The organism is Clostridium sp. MF28, assembly GCF_002969175.1.
GTDB lineage: Bacteria > Bacillota > Clostridia > Clostridiales > Clostridiaceae > Clostridium > Clostridium beijerinckii.
This window is the reverse complement of sequence record NZ_CP014331.1, coordinates 3,211,023-3,225,845: the sequence shown is the minus strand read 5'-3', so window position 1 is coordinate 3,225,845 and position 14,823 is coordinate 3,211,023. Positions and strand designations below refer to the sequence as shown.

At 30.9% G+C, this 14,823-nt stretch carries 22 protein-coding genes and 1 tRNA gene; 19 read left to right on the top strand and 4 right to left on the bottom strand.

Features of this window, described 5'->3' with window-relative positions; all coding sequences use genetic code 11:
• Positions 1 to 74: 74 nt before the first annotated feature.
• Positions 75 to 149, top strand: a tRNA-Arg gene (locus tag AXY43_RS13790).
• A gap of 110 nt (positions 150 to 259) precedes the next feature.
• On the opposite strand, the gene AXY43_RS13785 is transcribed toward AXY43_RS13790, so the two are convergent.
• Positions 260 to 1,402 carry a site-specific integrase gene (locus AXY43_RS13785; protein WP_105411705.1) on the bottom strand — a complete coding sequence of 381 codons (1,143 nt, stop codon included), beginning with the start codon at positions 1,400 to 1,402 and terminating at the stop codon, positions 260 to 262.
• Between the two features lie 258 nt (positions 1,403 to 1,660).
• On the opposite strand from AXY43_RS13785, the gene AXY43_RS13780 reads away from it, so the two are divergent.
• The 4 genes from AXY43_RS13780 to AXY43_RS13760 all read left to right on the top strand — a co-directional run bounded on the left by AXY43_RS13780 (position 1,661) and on the right by AXY43_RS13760 (position 4,678).
• Positions 1,661 to 1,963 carry a helix-turn-helix domain-containing protein gene (locus AXY43_RS13780; protein WP_105411704.1) on the top strand — a complete coding sequence of 101 codons (303 nt, stop codon included), beginning with the start codon at positions 1,661 to 1,663 and terminating at the stop codon, positions 1,961 to 1,963.
• Between the two features lie 305 nt (positions 1,964 to 2,268).
• Positions 2,269 to 3,072, top strand: coding sequence for a hypothetical protein (locus tag AXY43_RS13775; protein ID WP_105411703.1), 804 nt, complete (start codon positions 2,269 to 2,271; stop codon positions 3,070 to 3,072).
• Positions 3,073 to 3,714: 642 nt separating this feature from the next.
• Complete coding sequence (locus AXY43_RS13765) at positions 3,715 to 3,927, top strand: hypothetical protein (RefSeq protein WP_026886697.1); 213 nt, start codon at positions 3,715 to 3,717, stop codon at positions 3,925 to 3,927.
• Positions 3,928 to 3,940: 13 nt separating this feature from the next.
• Entirely contained in the window at positions 3,941 to 4,678 is a 738-nt protein-coding gene (locus tag AXY43_RS13760; RefSeq protein WP_105411701.1) for a helix-turn-helix domain-containing protein, read from the top strand.
• A gap of 353 nt (positions 4,679 to 5,031) precedes the next feature.
• Here AXY43_RS13760 and AXY43_RS13755 read toward each other — a convergent pair whose 3' ends face one another.
• From AXY43_RS13755 to AXY43_RS13745, 3 genes are all read right to left on the bottom strand, one after another.
• Positions 5,032 to 5,460, bottom strand: coding sequence for a hypothetical protein (locus AXY43_RS13755; protein ID WP_105411700.1), 429 nt, complete (start codon positions 5,458 to 5,460; stop codon positions 5,032 to 5,034).
• A 4-nt stretch (positions 5,461 to 5,464) separates the two neighbouring features.
• Positions 5,465 to 5,836: a helix-turn-helix domain-containing protein gene (locus AXY43_RS13750; RefSeq protein ID WP_181246104.1), complete on the bottom strand. Its 372-nt coding sequence runs from the start codon at positions 5,834 to 5,836 to the stop codon at positions 5,465 to 5,467.
• Positions 5,837 to 6,036: 200 nt separating this feature from the next.
• Positions 6,037 to 6,414 carry a helix-turn-helix domain-containing protein gene (locus tag AXY43_RS13745; protein ID WP_242986241.1) on the bottom strand — a complete coding sequence of 126 codons (378 nt, stop codon included), beginning with the start codon at positions 6,412 to 6,414 and terminating at the stop codon, positions 6,037 to 6,039.
• Positions 6,415 to 6,867: 453 nt separating this feature from the next.
• On the opposite strand from AXY43_RS13745, the gene AXY43_RS13740 reads away from it, so the two are divergent.
• From AXY43_RS13740 to AXY43_RS13675, 14 genes are all read left to right on the top strand, one after another.
• Positions 6,868 to 7,086: a hypothetical protein gene (locus tag AXY43_RS13740; protein WP_105411698.1), complete on the top strand. Its 219-nt coding sequence runs from the start codon at positions 6,868 to 6,870 to the stop codon at positions 7,084 to 7,086.
• A 217-nt stretch (positions 7,087 to 7,303) separates the two neighbouring features.
• Entirely contained in the window at positions 7,304 to 8,554 is a 1,251-nt protein-coding gene (locus AXY43_RS13730) for a DEAD/DEAH box helicase (protein WP_105411697.1), read from the top strand.
• A gap of 18 nt (positions 8,555 to 8,572) precedes the next feature.
• On the top strand, positions 8,573 to 8,782 hold the full coding sequence (locus AXY43_RS13725) for a helix-turn-helix transcriptional regulator (RefSeq protein WP_105411696.1): 210 nt from the start codon (positions 8,573 to 8,575) through the stop codon (positions 8,780 to 8,782).
• Between the two features lie 2 nt (positions 8,783 to 8,784).
• Positions 8,785 to 9,048: a hypothetical protein gene (locus AXY43_RS13720; protein ID WP_105411695.1), complete on the top strand. Its 264-nt coding sequence runs from the start codon at positions 8,785 to 8,787 to the stop codon at positions 9,046 to 9,048.
• Positions 9,041 to 9,358 carry a nuclease gene (locus tag AXY43_RS13715; protein ID WP_105411694.1) on the top strand — a complete coding sequence of 106 codons (318 nt, stop codon included), beginning with the start codon at positions 9,041 to 9,043 and terminating at the stop codon, positions 9,356 to 9,358. The genes AXY43_RS13720 and AXY43_RS13715 overlap by 8 nt, the downstream gene beginning before the upstream one ends.
• Positions 9,348 to 9,611 carry a hypothetical protein gene (locus AXY43_RS13710; protein ID WP_105411693.1) on the top strand — a complete coding sequence of 88 codons (264 nt, stop codon included), beginning with the start codon at positions 9,348 to 9,350 and terminating at the stop codon, positions 9,609 to 9,611. Before AXY43_RS13715 ends, AXY43_RS13710 begins: the two co-directional genes overlap by 11 nt.
• A gap of 70 nt (positions 9,612 to 9,681) precedes the next feature.
• Positions 9,682 to 9,837: a hypothetical protein gene (locus AXY43_RS27970; protein ID WP_181246105.1), complete on the top strand. Its 156-nt coding sequence runs from the start codon at positions 9,682 to 9,684 to the stop codon at positions 9,835 to 9,837.
• A gap of 11 nt (positions 9,838 to 9,848) precedes the next feature.
• Positions 9,849 to 10,463 (top strand): ERF family protein, encoded by a 615-nt coding sequence (locus AXY43_RS13705; protein ID WP_105411692.1) that lies wholly within the window; start codon positions 9,849 to 9,851, stop codon positions 10,461 to 10,463.
• Positions 10,408 to 10,848 carry a single-stranded DNA-binding protein gene (locus AXY43_RS13700; protein WP_105411691.1) on the top strand — a complete coding sequence of 147 codons (441 nt, stop codon included), beginning with the start codon at positions 10,408 to 10,410 and terminating at the stop codon, positions 10,846 to 10,848. Before AXY43_RS13705 ends, AXY43_RS13700 begins: the two co-directional genes overlap by 56 nt.
• A 25-nt stretch (positions 10,849 to 10,873) precedes the next feature.
• Positions 10,874 to 11,140, top strand: coding sequence for a hypothetical protein (locus tag AXY43_RS13695; protein WP_105411690.1), 267 nt, complete (start codon positions 10,874 to 10,876; stop codon positions 11,138 to 11,140).
• A 5-nt stretch (positions 11,141 to 11,145) separates the two neighbouring features.
• Positions 11,146 to 11,331, top strand: coding sequence for a hypothetical protein (locus tag AXY43_RS13690; protein ID WP_105411689.1), 186 nt, complete (start codon positions 11,146 to 11,148; stop codon positions 11,329 to 11,331).
• A gap of 14 nt (positions 11,332 to 11,345) precedes the next feature.
• Positions 11,346 to 11,633: a hypothetical protein gene (locus AXY43_RS13685; protein WP_105411688.1), complete on the top strand. Its 288-nt coding sequence runs from the start codon at positions 11,346 to 11,348 to the stop codon at positions 11,631 to 11,633.
• Positions 11,617 to 11,871 carry a hypothetical protein gene (locus AXY43_RS13680; protein WP_105411687.1) on the top strand — a complete coding sequence of 85 codons (255 nt, stop codon included), beginning with the start codon at positions 11,617 to 11,619 and terminating at the stop codon, positions 11,869 to 11,871. The genes AXY43_RS13685 and AXY43_RS13680 overlap by 17 nt, the downstream gene beginning before the upstream one ends.
• Entirely contained in the window at positions 11,868 to 14,540 is a 2,673-nt protein-coding gene (locus AXY43_RS13675) for a CHC2 zinc finger domain-containing protein (RefSeq protein WP_105411686.1), read from the top strand. Before AXY43_RS13680 ends, AXY43_RS13675 begins: the two co-directional genes overlap by 4 nt.
• Positions 14,541 to 14,823 lie beyond the last annotated feature (283 nt).

Here is a 14,823-nt window from a genome sequence, read left to right as displayed (position 1 = left end):
AATTTGACAATGACAAATAATTGTAATAAACTTTATAAGTACAAATTAAACAAAAAAGGATATTTAAATATTATGCTCCTATAGTTAAATGGATAGAACAATCCCCTCCTAAGGGATAGATGTGGGTTCGATTCCCGCTGGGAGTACCAAATTACATGAAGAAACGGCTTAACCATGCGGGTTGGGCCGTTTTTTGTTTTTGGCAAAAGGGACAAAAAGGGGACACTTTGACACAAAAAAATTTTGACGATAATTTTAGTTAAAACATATCATCAAGCAGATCAGCAGTATTATTTTTCATATCCTCCATTATGTGAGTGTATGTATCTAGCGTTTCAGTTATACTTTTATGCCCTAGTCGTTCAGATACTACCTTTATATTTTCACCTTTAAATATTAGTAACGTTGCGTGAGTATGTCTAAGAGCATGAAATGTTATTTGTTTAAGTTGTGTATAATTGATTGTGTCCCCGTTGTCACCTTTTTTAAAATCTTCAAAAGGTAATTTATACTTTGAAACTTTTTTTGTAAAATTCATTGATAAATTACGAGGGTTGCACATTTCACCTTCACGAGTTAGTATTACAAGATCAGTATCTAGTGCGTTACCTTTGATGTTTGTTAAGTGATTAATCAATACTTTTGGTATTGTAATCTTTCTGTAACTGGTTAATGTTTTAAGTTTATTGGTGAATAATAAAGACTTATTTGTTTTATCGTTTAGAACTTGGTGTCGAACACTTAAGTATTTATTATCAAAGTCAATATCGCACCATCTTAAACCACATAATTCACCTAGTCGTAATCCTGTTAATACTGCAATAAGTATAGGGGTATATAAATAATCATCCTTTATCTCATTTAAGAAAAAATCAACTTCATGTTTATGCCAAAAATCAACTTTTGGTTTCTCAATCGCAACTCTTTCAATATCCATAGGAATGCTATATATCAATTTATTCTTTTGTGCATATCTAAGACAATTACCTAGTGTTTCAAGAACCTTTTTAGCACTAGAGGGTTTTTGTCCATCATTTATAAGACTATTATAGAAGTCTTGTACTATTTCATTAGTAACTTTATTTACTTTGTAATTACCCAGTTTGGGTACTATATGGGTTTCGATTCTAGAATTATAATTTGCAACTGTGTTAGTGGATAGGGTATTTATTTTATATTCATTAAACCATTTGTTTATATACTCTTTTAAAGTTACATTGATTTCAGTTGGTGCAACATATCCCTTATGTTTTTTACTCAAAGTTTCTGTAACCCATTTTTCAGCATCTTTTTTTGTTTTAAATCCTTGTTTTTTCTGTCTTATTCGCTTTCCTTGATTATCAAAACCAAGTGAAACGATCGCTTTCCAATTGCCTTTTGATATCTGTTCATAGCTTGCCATATATCCACCTTCATTTCTTAAATCTTCTTTAGTTAAGTAGATAAATTGTTTTACAATTCTATCTACAAAATCATTATATAGGAACATAATACTTTTGTAAACGGAAATATTGAGATTTGCTAACGGAAGTAAAGATATTTAAAGGAAACTGGATTTAATATATGCATATAAGAGCAATATGAGATTTTTATTAATAGCAATGAGTTGATATTATATCTATATAAAATGATGAATTACAATATACTAGGAGGAAAAACAATGAGTTTAACAAAAGAAAAAACAGTATTAAAATTAAAAGAGATTTCAGAAAAGTATGATATTCCGGTTAACAGATTAACATCATTAATAAGACAAGGTAGATTAAAAGCAGTAAAATCTGGTAAAGAATATGTTGTAACGTTAACTGAGATCCATAGATATTTAGGAATTGAAACAACTAGCGAAAGTCTAGAGAAGGAATTATATATTAGAGAGCTAGAAAGTAGAATTAAAAGTTATGAAATTCAATTAATGGCAATAAAAAATTGTATTGGAATGATAGATAAAGTAGTTACGTGCTAATAATAAAATTATCTATAATAATGTTAAATATTCAATAGAGAATAAAACATTTAATATTGATAATGAGAAAATTACTGTAGTTTTAAAGAAAATATAATAGAAAATTAATAACCTTTAAAGAGGTTCTTTTTATAATGCAAAATAACCTTTTTATTCCTCAATTTGGACGTTTTAAGGATATCAAATTGACTTAATATGTAAGTGAATATATTATTTAACATATAGTTAATTAGGGGAAGTATCAATATTTTCGACAAATCCCGCGGTTGACTAATAAAATATTATATAAAGAGGAGAGATTGAGAATGATGAATTCTAAAACACTAAAATTTGTTGCTTTAACTTTAATACTTGCTACAGCAACAAGCTTTACACCTGCAGTAACTTTTGCAGCAACAAATAACAACACTAAGGTAGTCAATAAAAGTATCGACGTTAAAAAATCAGGAAAGTCCAATTTTAAAATTTGGGATAAAAATTTGGCTCATGTTATGTATACTTATGATGAAGATGGCAAATCTTATAAGGTTATGGAAAGTATGAATTCTAAACTTACAAATGGTAATAGTAAGATTTATGTCAAAAATATCGAAACTGGAGATTATGAATTAGATTCCACTTTAACAACAACTGTAAAAAATGGAAAGGTAACTATTAAGACTACAGATGTTAAAACAAATAATACAACTACCGATTCATTGGATTTAAGTGCGGAAAATTTAAATAAGATGAAACAACAAGGTGGAATACATCTAGATTATAGAGAACCAGATGAAAATTTGACAGATTGGGAATATAGTGCCCCATTCTTTGGCTCAAGCAGGATAAAAAGATATACATTAATTGCAGTAACTGGTGTAATTGCAGGTGTTATTGGAGCATTAGGTACTCCTATATCAGGTGGAGCATCAGGCGCAATAGGCGCTGTAGCTGGTGCCATTGTAGCTGATGAAATTCCTCTTGTATTTTGGGGACAAGATGTATTTTATAAATATATTATTGGAACTAGCACTCCAGGAGCTGAAAGAAGTTTGACAACATTCTATTCTGATTCAAGTAGAAACAACCAAATTGGTGATACAATAGTCAATGAATATTATTCTGATTAAAAATAATGGTGGTAAAATATATTGAAAACTATTATAAAATATTTTAAACAAATAAATACATTAATTATGATATTCATAATGGTATTTATTGCTTTAAGTGAAAATAGCAATACAAGATATTTAATAGTAAGTTGCTATTTAGCAGTACTCTTATTATTTATGTCTTATTATATAATTAAAATTAAGCCTATTAAAAAGAGTAGTATAATATCTGAAATTATATTACTATGCGTCTTTGTTGTATGGCTTATATATATTGTATTTAAATTAATACTATAAAAGAGGTGAGATATTATTTTAATATCTCACCTCTTTTATAATATTAATTCAATTTTCATAATTTAGGATGCAGTCAAGAGTCAGCTCGTATTGTTCACATTATCCACAGAGTTACGTTTTTAGTAACTCTTTTTTTGTGAAGTGTTACGCTTTTAGTAATAGAGAGGTACGTTTTTAGCAATAGAGTGTTACGCTTTTCGAGACCATATATATATTATATAAATTTATTATTTAAATATATTATATACATACTATATTTGGTCGACTTGGTTGGTATATTGAAAAGTATTTCAGTATACTATTGACGTATATAGACGTCTAAAGTATACTAAATATATAAGGTGAACGAAAGGAGGTGGTAGAATGGCACTCGAGCGATTTACTTGCAGACTAGAGCCTGAAGTGTATGACACTTTATATCGTATGAAAAATGAAAGTATGATTGATGCTAGTAAGATAACTAATAAAGCGGTTAAAGAATATTTAATTGCCAATGGTTACGAAATACGATTAAATACAGAGGAAGAAAACGAGATTATATTTAAGGATGTAAGGAACAAGAAACAAAGGAAGTAAAGGGGGAATGATAGTGATTAAAGATTTACTAAAGACAATGCTAAATATAAATAATGATACCAATCTAAAACCAAGCGAAAAGATCCTACTAAGTGGTTTAATATTATATCATAGTCATACAGATGGATATTCTTATCCGAACTATGAGCATTTAATGATTACATTATCAACTAATAGAAAAGCAACTGTTTCAGATACTTTAAAGGCATTGGAAGAAAAAAAGTATATCACTATCAAAAAAGGCAGAGGGAATAAAAATTTATATTTTATACATAAATATTTATTCTATGTTGGCGAAGGAATAAAGAAAAAAGAGAAACCAACAGAAGAACTGAAAGAATTACCAGTTGATAGTAACGGTAAAGAACCCCTTGAAAATCAAATACATGTAGATGAAGTGATCCAAGAAGATTCGGAGGATAAAAAAGTAATCCAAATTGCTAATTATACAGGATTTAACAAAAGGCAATCTAAAGAGTTATTAAAAGATAGTGGAAATGATGCAGCAAAAATTATAAAAGCATTTGACCATATGAAAAGCCAAAATAATATCAATGATGAATTCAAGTATACAAGATGGGCCATAAAAAATGAGAAGAAAATACAGATTGAATTCAAAAACCCGTATAAAAAGGATTTGGAAGTTTCAAGATTCAATAATTTTGAGCCTAGGGAGTATGATTATGATTCATTAGAAAAAGCTTTGTTAGGGTTGGAAGAATCAAAAAACTTGTATGAGTATATGAAATAAAAATAAAAGGCAGCAACTTTCGTTACCACCGATCTCGCAAATTGATTGTAACATAAAGTTAAAAGCCTTGTAAACAAGGGCGTTATAATTCAATGATATATATTTTATAATCATTATGAAATATATATCATTGAATAAATTAATCATTGAAGGTAATACTTTCAATAGTTGGAGGTGTTGTCATAGATGGTAGAAGTTATATTATTAAGTACATTAATGGGAATATGTTTATTATACTTATTGTTTATGGTGTTCATATACGTATATATTTCAAGAATATTTTAAATTAATTAAAAAGAAAATAAAGAAATGCAATTATAGTAGTAAGATATCCTCCTATTTTTAGGGGATTTTTACTGTCCATCTTGAACAACAGTAGTGATACAAATAAGAGCAAAAGCAAATAATAAGATTCCTATTATCGCAAGAAAAATTAAAAAATATTTTGTTCTTTTTTCATCCCTATAGGTATAATTGTTTGTTTGAAAAAGGGGGCGGAATATCACAAGTAGTAGTGTTTCCACTGATTCACCCACTGTTTGGGGATCTGCAATATATTGTTTTGTACCTTCATGTTTAAATTTAACTAATTTAATTTTGTTAGATCCAAGATTGCTAACTTTTTGAAGCTTGAAAACGACCCGACCTGAAAGTACAGACATGATAAGCATACCCAAGAATACACCGGCAGCAAACAAAATAATATCCTCAAAATGTACTACAAATGCAAAACCATATTTACCACCAAGCCATTCTTCAAAGCCTAGAAACCATTTTCCCATGTAATCACTCCTTATTAAATAAGTTGTTTGCGATTTCATATAATTGTGTTGCGAATTTGTCCTTTTCTTCAGGTGTTAATTTAGGATCAATGGAAAGTTGTGTAATTAAACCTTTTAAAGAGGGCATATTTTTTAATTGTTCGTTTGTTGGAGGGGTGACTTTATCATAAAGTTTGAATAATTCCGAAGGATCAACATTATAGAATTCAGCCAAGTTAAACAAGACAGCATCCGAAGGGCAGTTTATACCGCGTTCGAGCATTGATAAATAATTTCCGCTTATATGTGCTTTCTTTGCTACTTTGAAAACCGATAAATTGGTTTCCTTCCTTATTTCTCTTAGCCTGTTACCAGCATCTATCCATTTGCATTCCATGTTTATTCTCCTTTTTGTCATTAGTTATAGTATATCTAAAATATAACACTTTATATGAAAATATTATGAGGGAATATATAAATATATAGGAATAAATTACATAAGGTGTTTTGCAATAATACTGTATTTTTTTTAAAAGCTACATGTTACAATTGAGCCATAAATCTAATAAAAAAAGTGGTAAGAATTCGCTACCACTTTTATTTAAGTCTATTATATCTAATTGTACTTATACCCATTGCAATTGCTGACATTAAGATTTCCTTTTCGTCTTTCGTAATTTGTCTATCGTCCAATATAGGATTTTCAATATAATCAATTATGTTAAGTATATCCATAAGGTTATCTGTTTCAAAACTTACTGTTTCAGTATTGCCCATTAAATCATTGACAGTAACACCAAGAGCAGCAGCAATTTTTTCTAAAGTATCTCCTTTTAATGTTTTTCTTTTACCACTTTCTATTTCACTTATAGTTGCACCACCAACGCGAGCACGTTTAGCCAATTCATAAGCAGAAAGATTTTTTAAAACTCTAATTTTTTTTATATTTTCGCCTATTATACTAATATCACTCAATCTTATATCCCCCTAGTTACCAATTTGTAATGGTAATATTCTTTTGGTCTCATGCTTCCGTTAACAATAGTATAACATATATAGTATGTGATTCAAGATGTATTTATATATAAAATCCTACAACGCATATATACCAAAGGGTTAAAAGGAAAAGTATAGTGTGAAAAGAAGTAAATAGAAGAAAAATCTTTCTGAATACGGAAAATAATTTTTAAATTTACTTCCGTATTCAGAAGTAAGGGGAGGAAATCAAAGTGTTATTAAGTTAAACTATAATTTTCAGTAAATTTCAGATGTTGAGCCGTATACTAATGTCACGTATACTAATGTCATGGCATTCCACTAACAGAAAAAATTAAATATGAGAGGTAATTATGAAAATTAAATTTATATTGAATTTGAAGACTAATAAAATTAAAATTGAAAAATTGGACGATCAAGAAGGCGAAAAGAATGGAAATATCGATAAAGTATAACAAAAAAGGTCAAATGGAATATAACCCAGACTTCCACGCCAGGCAGCATGAAAGATGGACATGGGAAGAAGATTTATATTTAATGGAATATTACAAAATTGATGGCCTGATAATGATGAGTTATGCGCTTGAAAAAAAGGAATCTACAGTATATGGGCGAGTATGGTATTTGAGAAGCTTGGGTTTTGAATTCTGATGGCCCATGAGATCAAATATAATAAACGTGGCCGAATGGAATACAACCCAGATTTTCACGCAAGACAGGACCAGCCATGGACCAGGGATGATGATGATTATCTAATGTATTATTACAAATATGATGGCCTAAAAATGTTAAGTTACGCACTAGAAAAAACAGAAACCGCCATATGCACTAGATACCATAAATTAAAGGCAAGGGGATATAAAAGTAAATGGCTAAAATAAAATTATTCCCACATCAGCTGAAAGCCTTAGAAATGACAAGGGGCATGAACAAAGCCGCTTATTATTTAGATATGGGCCTTGGTAAAACCTTTGTTGCCACGGAAAAAGCTGAAGAATTAGGGACAAACATTATTTTAGTGGTATGCCAGAAATCAAAATTGGAAGATTGGGAAGATCATTTCAATGAATTTTATCCAAAATATAAAACAATCATATATAAAAAGCAGCTGCAAGAGATCCAGCCGAACACAGTAATAATTATAAATTATGATTTGATCTGGCGAAGGGATGAATTTAAAAAACTAAAAGGATTCACTTTGATCTTAGATGAAAGCAGCTATATCAAAAACGAAAGCAGCAACAGGACAAAATTTATTTTAAAAATCAAAGCTAAAAACATAATATTGCTATCTGGAACACCAACAGGGGGCAAGTATGAGGAACTTTTCAGCCAGATCAAGCTATTAGGCTGGAAGATCACAAAAGAAGCATATTGGAACAATTATATAAAATTCTTTTTGATGAATCTGGGAGGATTTAAAAAGAAAAAAGTAACAGGGTATAAGAATATAGATCATTTGAAACAGATGTTGCGGCAGTATGGGGCGGTTTTTATGAAAACAGAAGATGTTATTGAATTACCTGAAGTGATCCCATATGAGATTAAAATAAAAAACATTCCGCAGTATAAAAAATTTAAGAAAGATCGTTTAATTGAAATCGAAGAAAATGATTTAGTTGGTGATACATCACTAACAAAGCTATTGTATTTGCGGCAGCTTGCGGCAATGTATAACAAAAACAAATATGAAAAGATAATAGAGCTTTTGGAATCAACAGAGGATCGAATGATTATATTCTATAATTTTAAATATGAATGTCAGAAGCTCCAGGAGATTTGCAAAAAATTAAAGAAGCCTATTTCTATAGTAAATGGAGATCAAAGAGATCTGAAGAACTACGAGCAGCATGATAATACAATAACATTGATCCAATACCAGGCGGGAGCAATGGGCCTTAATTTGCAGAAGGCAAACAAGATCATTTATTTTAGCTTAACACTTAGCAGCGAACTTTTTGAACAAAGTAAAAAGCGTACCCACCGCATGGGCCAGGAAAGATCATGCTTTTATTATTATCTAATTACTGAAAAGAGTATTGAAGAAGATATATTTGAAACGCTCAAACAAAGAAAAGATTATACAAACAAGCTTTTCCAAGAAGATGAAGGGCGGTGAATATAGAGAGGGGTATATATGAATATTGGAAACGCTATCAAAGTATATAGAAGCAAACAAGGGTTAACCCAGGAAGATCTGGCAATTAAGTTAAACAAAAGCACCAGGACCATTCAAAGATATGAAAGCGGCCAGATAATGCCAAGCATGAAGGTTATAGATAAAATATTCAATATAAGAGTTGAATATATCTTAACAAATGAATTATTAGAGAAAAGGAGTATTTAATTATGGGGTATGTAATGACTTACGAATCAGCAAAAAATGAATATATAATCAAGCCAGCAAATGAAATGAAAAGCATAGACAAAAGCAAAATAGGCGAAGAAGTAAGAGAATATAAACAAAATATTTGGGTGGGCAAGTCAAGAGATTCTTTAAAAGAATATAAGATCCAGCACCAAGAGGAACAGATAGCGAAGCATATGAAGGCCATTGAGAGAATACAAAAAAGAACATTATCAGAAGTAAAGCAGCAGTATAACCATGCCTAGTGAAAAAGAGTTTGAAAAGAAAGTTAAAAAATTTCTGGATGGTTTAGCTCCTGAAGTTTGGTACTTCAAGCATTGGGCGGGCGCTTATTCAAAAAGTGGAATCCCTGATATTGTCGGTTGCATTTCAGGCCATTTCATGGGGATCGAGTTAAAAAAAGAGGATGGAACACCATCGCCGCTGCAAATAAGAAATATTGAATTGATACAAGCAGCTAAAGGATATGGGTATATATTATATCCTAAAGATTTTGAAGCCTTTAAGGAAGATGTAAAGGCAATTGTAAAGGAGATAAAAAACAATGATGATTGAATTATTAAAAGAAAGAATAGAAGAAATCAAAGCAGATATTAAGGAATTTACCATATTGGAATTAGAAGCAAATAATGAAAGAGATAGATTGAAATATGAGCTAAGAGTTGCAGAATTTCAAGGGACATTGGAAATAATAGAAGACGGTTTTAAATTTGCCATGGCGTGTGAAGAAACTGACAAAACAATGAGGATATTTCTTAAAGATACTGAAAGATTAATGAAAATTTTCTTTAATGATATGGGCCTTTAAGCAGCTTTTGTTATGCCCTTATATATAACTAAACAGATCAAACAAATAGGAGTTCAAAGGGGATGAAAAATTGGTTGTTTATTGCAAAGCTAGTGAATGCAGCTTTAATAACAATGGAGAATGCCAGAAAAAATCAATTTTAATGAAAGATATTGAAGAAAAAGAAAATATAAAATTCAAAGATAATGACTTTATGGTGTGCGTATCTTTTGAGTGGAGAAAGTAGGAAGAAATCAGATGGTAGAAGAAAAAAACAAGATAAATGTAGTTGCGAAGCTGCAAAAGGTGAGGGCAGATTTGCAAGGGGTAGATTTGAAGAAAACTGGAAGAAATACATATTCTAAATATGATTATTTTGAACTAAAAGACTTTTTACCAGATGTTGCAAAGCTATGTAATAAACATGGGGTTAATCCGGTTTTCAATATGACTAAAGATGTTGCAACACTTTTAATATATGATTGCGAGGATATAGAAAGATTTATAAGCTTTGATATGCCAGTTGCGATATCAGAATTAAAGGGATGCAATGCAATTCAAAACATAGGTGGAGCTTTGACATATGCGAAAAGATATTTATATATGAATGCCTTTGAAATTGCGGAAAATGATACAACAGAAACCGAAGGGGAAGAAGAAGGGGCGCGCGATCCTATAAGTAACGTTCAGGTAAAAGTAATTGAAAACTTAATAAAGGAAACGAATACAGATAAAATGAACTTTTGTGCCTGGGCCAAAGTAAAGGACATAAAGGAGATTGAAAATAGAGATCTAGCATATTGCATGAAGATGCTAAATGAAAAGAAAGAGAAGATTCAGCAAGAAAAGAGCGGAGGGAAAAAAGGTGAATAAATCTATACTTATCGGAAGATTAACTAATGATGCTAATTTGAGTTATGTAGGGGATAAACAGACCGCAAAAGCCACTTTCAATATAGCGGTCAATGATGGTTATGGAGAAAATGCAAAAGTCTATTATATACCTATTGTAGTTTGGGGCAAAAGTGCTGAAAGTGTAGCGAACTACACCAGAAAAGGTTCTAAAGTTGGTATAGCTGGGAAGATTGTCACCAGATCATATGACGATTCCCAAGGGATAAAAAAATATATAACCGAAGTTGTGGCAGATCCAGTTAATGGGGTTGAGTTCTTAGAAAATAAGAATAGCGGCAGCAATGAAAATACAAAATTTAACGCAGACATAACACCAGTTGACAACGGAGATATGCCATTTTAATTGATTATAAAGGAGAAGATAACAAATGATTATTGATGTAAATACAAACGAAATAGATTTTCACAATATAGATAGGGGAGATATTCTAATAATGGCCAATGGAGCGGTTTGGCTTGTTGTAAATGATGATATTTACTTCAGGGGTGTTGATTTAACTAACAACAGGGTAGAAGATTATGAGAATTTCTTTCCAACGCCATATGGATTATGTCTCCATTTAGAAGCAACCGAAGAATGCAAAATAATCAGACATATCACAAGTAACGATCTTTTATTAACAATAGCGGAGTAGCAGCAATGAAGTTAATACAAATGATTATACTAGAATTTTTAATTGATATTGGTTTACTTTGGACCATGAAAGCCATAAGGGATATTATATGGAGCTTATTGGATTATAAAATACCAATCAATATATATACCATAATTATTGCTATAGCTTTGGCAGCATTAATAAATTTTAAAATTACTAAATGGGAATAGGCGGGAGGTTCAAGATGTATAGTGAGATACAAATGAATAAAGATCTATTAATAAAAGCTATTTGTAGATTCGGACAAGCAGCACAAAAGATAAGAGCAGCACAAGCAGCAGCGGGATTAAGTGAAGCGCTTTTGAGAGATGTTTCTGGAGAACCGCACAATATAGAAGAAGGAATCGCAGAACTTGAAATAAGGGTTGCCGAGTTGCGATTAATCTACAGCCAAGCCACTATAGATGGGTTTATTGAAGCGAAGATTGAAAGGTTGAAAAGGCAAATAGATAAAGATGGATTCAGGTATTAAATACAGTGAAAAAGATCTGTATTCCCTGAAGGTTAAATATAATGAGCTATTAGAAAGGAACAAAAAAGCTGAAGTATTTTTCAAAGCCAATAGCATAAGCGAATGTATAAAATATCTGGATCTCTTCAACGATGTGACCAGGCAATTGAGCGGGATAATATTTTTTATAGAATTTTTATCTGGTGAGGAATTGAGTTATGAACAAAAGATAAATGGATTTAACGAGGTGAAGGAATGAAAGAAATAAGTGATATTAATTTACATGAAACAATTGAAACTGAATTAGGTAATAGATTTAATAGGCAAGGTTATATAAACTGCCCTTTTCATTCAGATCATACGCCTTCATTATCAGTTAAATTCTTCCCTGATAAAAATAAGTATAGATATAAATGTTTTGCTTGTGGAGCTTCAGGGGATGCGATCGACTTTATCCAAAATTATAGAAATGTTGATTATAAAACCGCGAGGGAACTTTTAGGAATACAAGGCGAAAAAACTGAAATAGAACTACGCTTTGATAAAATAATAAGCCGCATTGATTGGGATGTTAAAAACAGTGAATATAAACTAGGATATAAACTTTTAGGAGTATTTGAATTTGTTAACGAACAAAATGAAATTATTTATTATAAAGCTAAATTCTTAAAACCAGATGGCAAAAAAGTAAGTTCTTATTACCGATTTATGGGCGATAAGATAATTAATAATAGGGAAGGAATAATTGACGTTCCTTACAATCTTTACAATGTCCTACAGGGCATTAAGAATGGAAAAACAATAATATTTGTTGAAGGGGAAAAGGATGCAAATACAATAAATAAATTCCTTAAAAGAAAAAATTATGTGGCCACATCAATAAAAGGGTGCAAGGACCTTTCAAAGATCAAAGAGCAAAGGATCAAAGCAGTTTATGTTATTGGAGATACTGGCCAAGCTGGTGAAATTTATGTTGAAAAAATAAGAATTGAGTTTCAGGAGATCAGCGACAGTTTTAAAATAATTAAGCTGCCAGATCTTAGAGCTTTAGGCAATAACAAAGATGTTACCGATTGGATCGAAGCGGGCCACAACCTAGAAGATCTATTTGCAGCATTTCACAGGGCATCAAACCTCAATAATAAATATGATTTTTATTGTGAATTTGGCAAAACATACATAAACACAATTAAAAATGATGAAGTAAAGAAAATTCCAGTAAGTAATTTTAGGGTTATAGATGGAAAGATCCTTCATAATGTTGAAACAGATGCCGAGGGGGTAAAAATTACCTTTAAAAGTGCAAATGGAAAAATCCTTGAAAGGGATGATTTTAGCACCGTTTTTGATGATGTAAGGTCTTTTAAAAATTTCTTAGGCAGCATGGATTTAACTTTTTATGGCGGTATGGGCATATTGAATGATTATAAAACTTGGATCAATAATAACTATTTAGTTGATACAGATAAAATTTACACAGGCGATAGGTTTGTTGAGATAAACAATGAAATTGCATTTGTGACAGGAGAGGGAACAATGAAAAAAGATAAATTGGACATTTCTATTTATGCAAAGGAAAGCAAAATTAACATAATGGGCGTTGAACCTATAAAATCAGATGATTTAAAGGGCCTGAAAGATGCCTTGCTTGGGTATTTATCTTTTGATAAAGCAGCAGCCATTTTAGGAACAATAATTAATAATTTAGCAGTTTATCAAAATATCAACATAGGAAAAAAGCTGCATCACTTATTAATCGTTGGGGAATCTGGATCTGGGAAAAGTACAATTCTTGAAAAAGTAATAGCACCTATTTTAAATTATCCAAGTGGAGAAAATAGAGCAATTAAAACTATAGGAAGTTCAATTTTTGCTATGACAAAAGATCTTTCAACAGGCAATTATCCAGCGTTATATGATGAATTTAAACCATCAATGCTGAATAAAAATAAGCTTCAGGAAATATCAGGGACTTTAAGAGATCTTTATGATCGAGGGATAAAGGAAAGAGGAACAAAGCAACAAAAAGTAAATAAATATGCTTATCAAAGCCCTATCATAATTGCTGGTGAAGAATCCTACCCAAACGCAGAAAAGGCCCTTGTAACTAGATCATGTATAGTCTATGTTTCAAAGGCAACCAGAACAAATGAAAATACCAAAGCTATAGAATATTTAATTGACCATGAAAAGGAATTAAATTCGCTAGGTAGATCAATTATAGCTGCTATTCTGGATCTTTCAAGTGATGAATATAAGCAGATCCACACCGAAGCAGCAGCCAAGTTCGCAAACCTGAAGGACAGGCCACAAAATACCGCTTGTAATATTGCAACCGGGATTGAAATTTTTAATAAAGTGTTAATTAAAAATGGCATTGACCCAGTTGTTGATTATGTGGACCAGATCACAGATCTAATCAAAACTGAAGTATTAGGGAATAAAGATGATGCTTATTCAATTGTAGATCAAATGTTAATGTTATTTGATGAAATGGTTGGCCTTGGTAAAGTTCCATATATTGAGGGGATGATAAGACATGAAGGGGAGTTCTTATATATGTATACAACAGAACTTGTTGCAAAGGTTATGGAATACGCGAACAACTCAAACGCGGTGGACATAACACCAATTAAAGTAAATGACTTTAAGAAACAAGCCAGATTGTCAGGTTATATTGTTCAAGATCCTGAAGAATTGAAAGGCTATGAGGAAGGCCAAAAAGAGCCAACATATAATAAACTATTTAAGATTCAAAAGAAAGCAATAAGAATGGATAGATACAGTATAAAGAAATTAACTGAATTAGGTTTATTGGTTATTCCTAACGTTGATTCTTTTGAAGGCACTGAAAGCAAAGAAAAGGCAAAATTAACATTAGTGCCTAACAATCCAGAAACTACAGACGATATTGGCAATTGGCTATAAATAAAAGGTTACAAAAAACAATTAAGGTAACACAAATTTTGAAAAGTGTTACCCAAGTTGTAACCGCAAAGAATAAGGCTATGACTAGCTTTAAGATAGATATATATATATAAGTAACAGAAGTAACAAAAATAATAGTATATATATATATAGAAATACAGTAAATAAGCTTATTTTATTAAAAGATAGAGTCTATACATTTTTTCTGTTACTTTAGTTACCAAACAAAACAAATATAGCTCAAAGTGTTGATATAACTAAATCCCAGCGGTTACAGTTTTAA

Excerpts from the sequence above, each read along its gene's own strand:
- AXY43_RS13785 (WP_105411705.1), bottom strand. The coding sequence starts at position 1,402 with ATGGCAAGCTATGAACAGATATCAAAAGGCAATTGGAAAGCGATCGTT.
- AXY43_RS13780 (WP_105411704.1), top strand. The coding sequence starts at position 1,661 with ATGAGTTTAACAAAAGAAAAAACAGTATTAAAATTAAAAGAGATTTCA.
- AXY43_RS13775 (WP_105411703.1), top strand. The coding sequence starts at position 2,269 with ATGATGAATTCTAAAACACTAAAATTTGTTGCTTTAACTTTAATACTT.
- AXY43_RS13765 (WP_026886697.1), top strand. The coding sequence starts at position 3,715 with ATGGCACTCGAGCGATTTACTTGCAGACTAGAGCCTGAAGTGTATGAC.
- AXY43_RS13755 (WP_105411700.1), bottom strand. The coding sequence starts at position 5,460 with ATGGGAAAATGGTTTCTAGGCTTTGAAGAATGGCTTGGTGGTAAATAT.
- AXY43_RS13750 (WP_181246104.1), bottom strand. The coding sequence starts at position 5,836 with ATGGAATGCAAATGGATAGATGCTGGTAACAGGCTAAGAGAAATAAGG.
- AXY43_RS13740 (WP_105411698.1), top strand. The coding sequence starts at position 6,868 with ATGGAAATATCGATAAAGTATAACAAAAAAGGTCAAATGGAATATAAC.
- AXY43_RS13730 (WP_105411697.1), top strand. The coding sequence starts at position 7,304 with ATGGCTAAAATAAAATTATTCCCACATCAGCTGAAAGCCTTAGAAATG.
- AXY43_RS13725 (WP_105411696.1), top strand. The coding sequence starts at position 8,573 with ATGAATATTGGAAACGCTATCAAAGTATATAGAAGCAAACAAGGGTTA.
- AXY43_RS13720 (WP_105411695.1), top strand. The coding sequence starts at position 8,785 with ATGGGGTATGTAATGACTTACGAATCAGCAAAAAATGAATATATAATC.
- AXY43_RS13715 (WP_105411694.1), top strand. The coding sequence starts at position 9,041 with ATGCCTAGTGAAAAAGAGTTTGAAAAGAAAGTTAAAAAATTTCTGGAT.
- AXY43_RS13710 (WP_105411693.1), top strand. The coding sequence starts at position 9,348 with ATGATGATTGAATTATTAAAAGAAAGAATAGAAGAAATCAAAGCAGAT.
- AXY43_RS13705 (WP_105411692.1), top strand. The coding sequence starts at position 9,849 with ATGGTAGAAGAAAAAAACAAGATAAATGTAGTTGCGAAGCTGCAAAAG.
- AXY43_RS13700 (WP_105411691.1), top strand. The coding sequence starts at position 10,408 with ATGAAAAGAAAGAGAAGATTCAGCAAGAAAAGAGCGGAGGGAAAAAAG.
- AXY43_RS13695 (WP_105411690.1), top strand. The coding sequence starts at position 10,874 with ATGATTATTGATGTAAATACAAACGAAATAGATTTTCACAATATAGAT.
- AXY43_RS13690 (WP_105411689.1), top strand. The coding sequence starts at position 11,146 with ATGAAGTTAATACAAATGATTATACTAGAATTTTTAATTGATATTGGT.
- AXY43_RS13685 (WP_105411688.1), top strand. The coding sequence starts at position 11,346 with ATGTATAGTGAGATACAAATGAATAAAGATCTATTAATAAAAGCTATT.
- AXY43_RS13680 (WP_105411687.1), top strand. The coding sequence starts at position 11,617 with ATGGATTCAGGTATTAAATACAGTGAAAAAGATCTGTATTCCCTGAAG.
- AXY43_RS13675 (WP_105411686.1), top strand. The coding sequence starts at position 11,868 with ATGAAAGAAATAAGTGATATTAATTTACATGAAACAATTGAAACTGAA.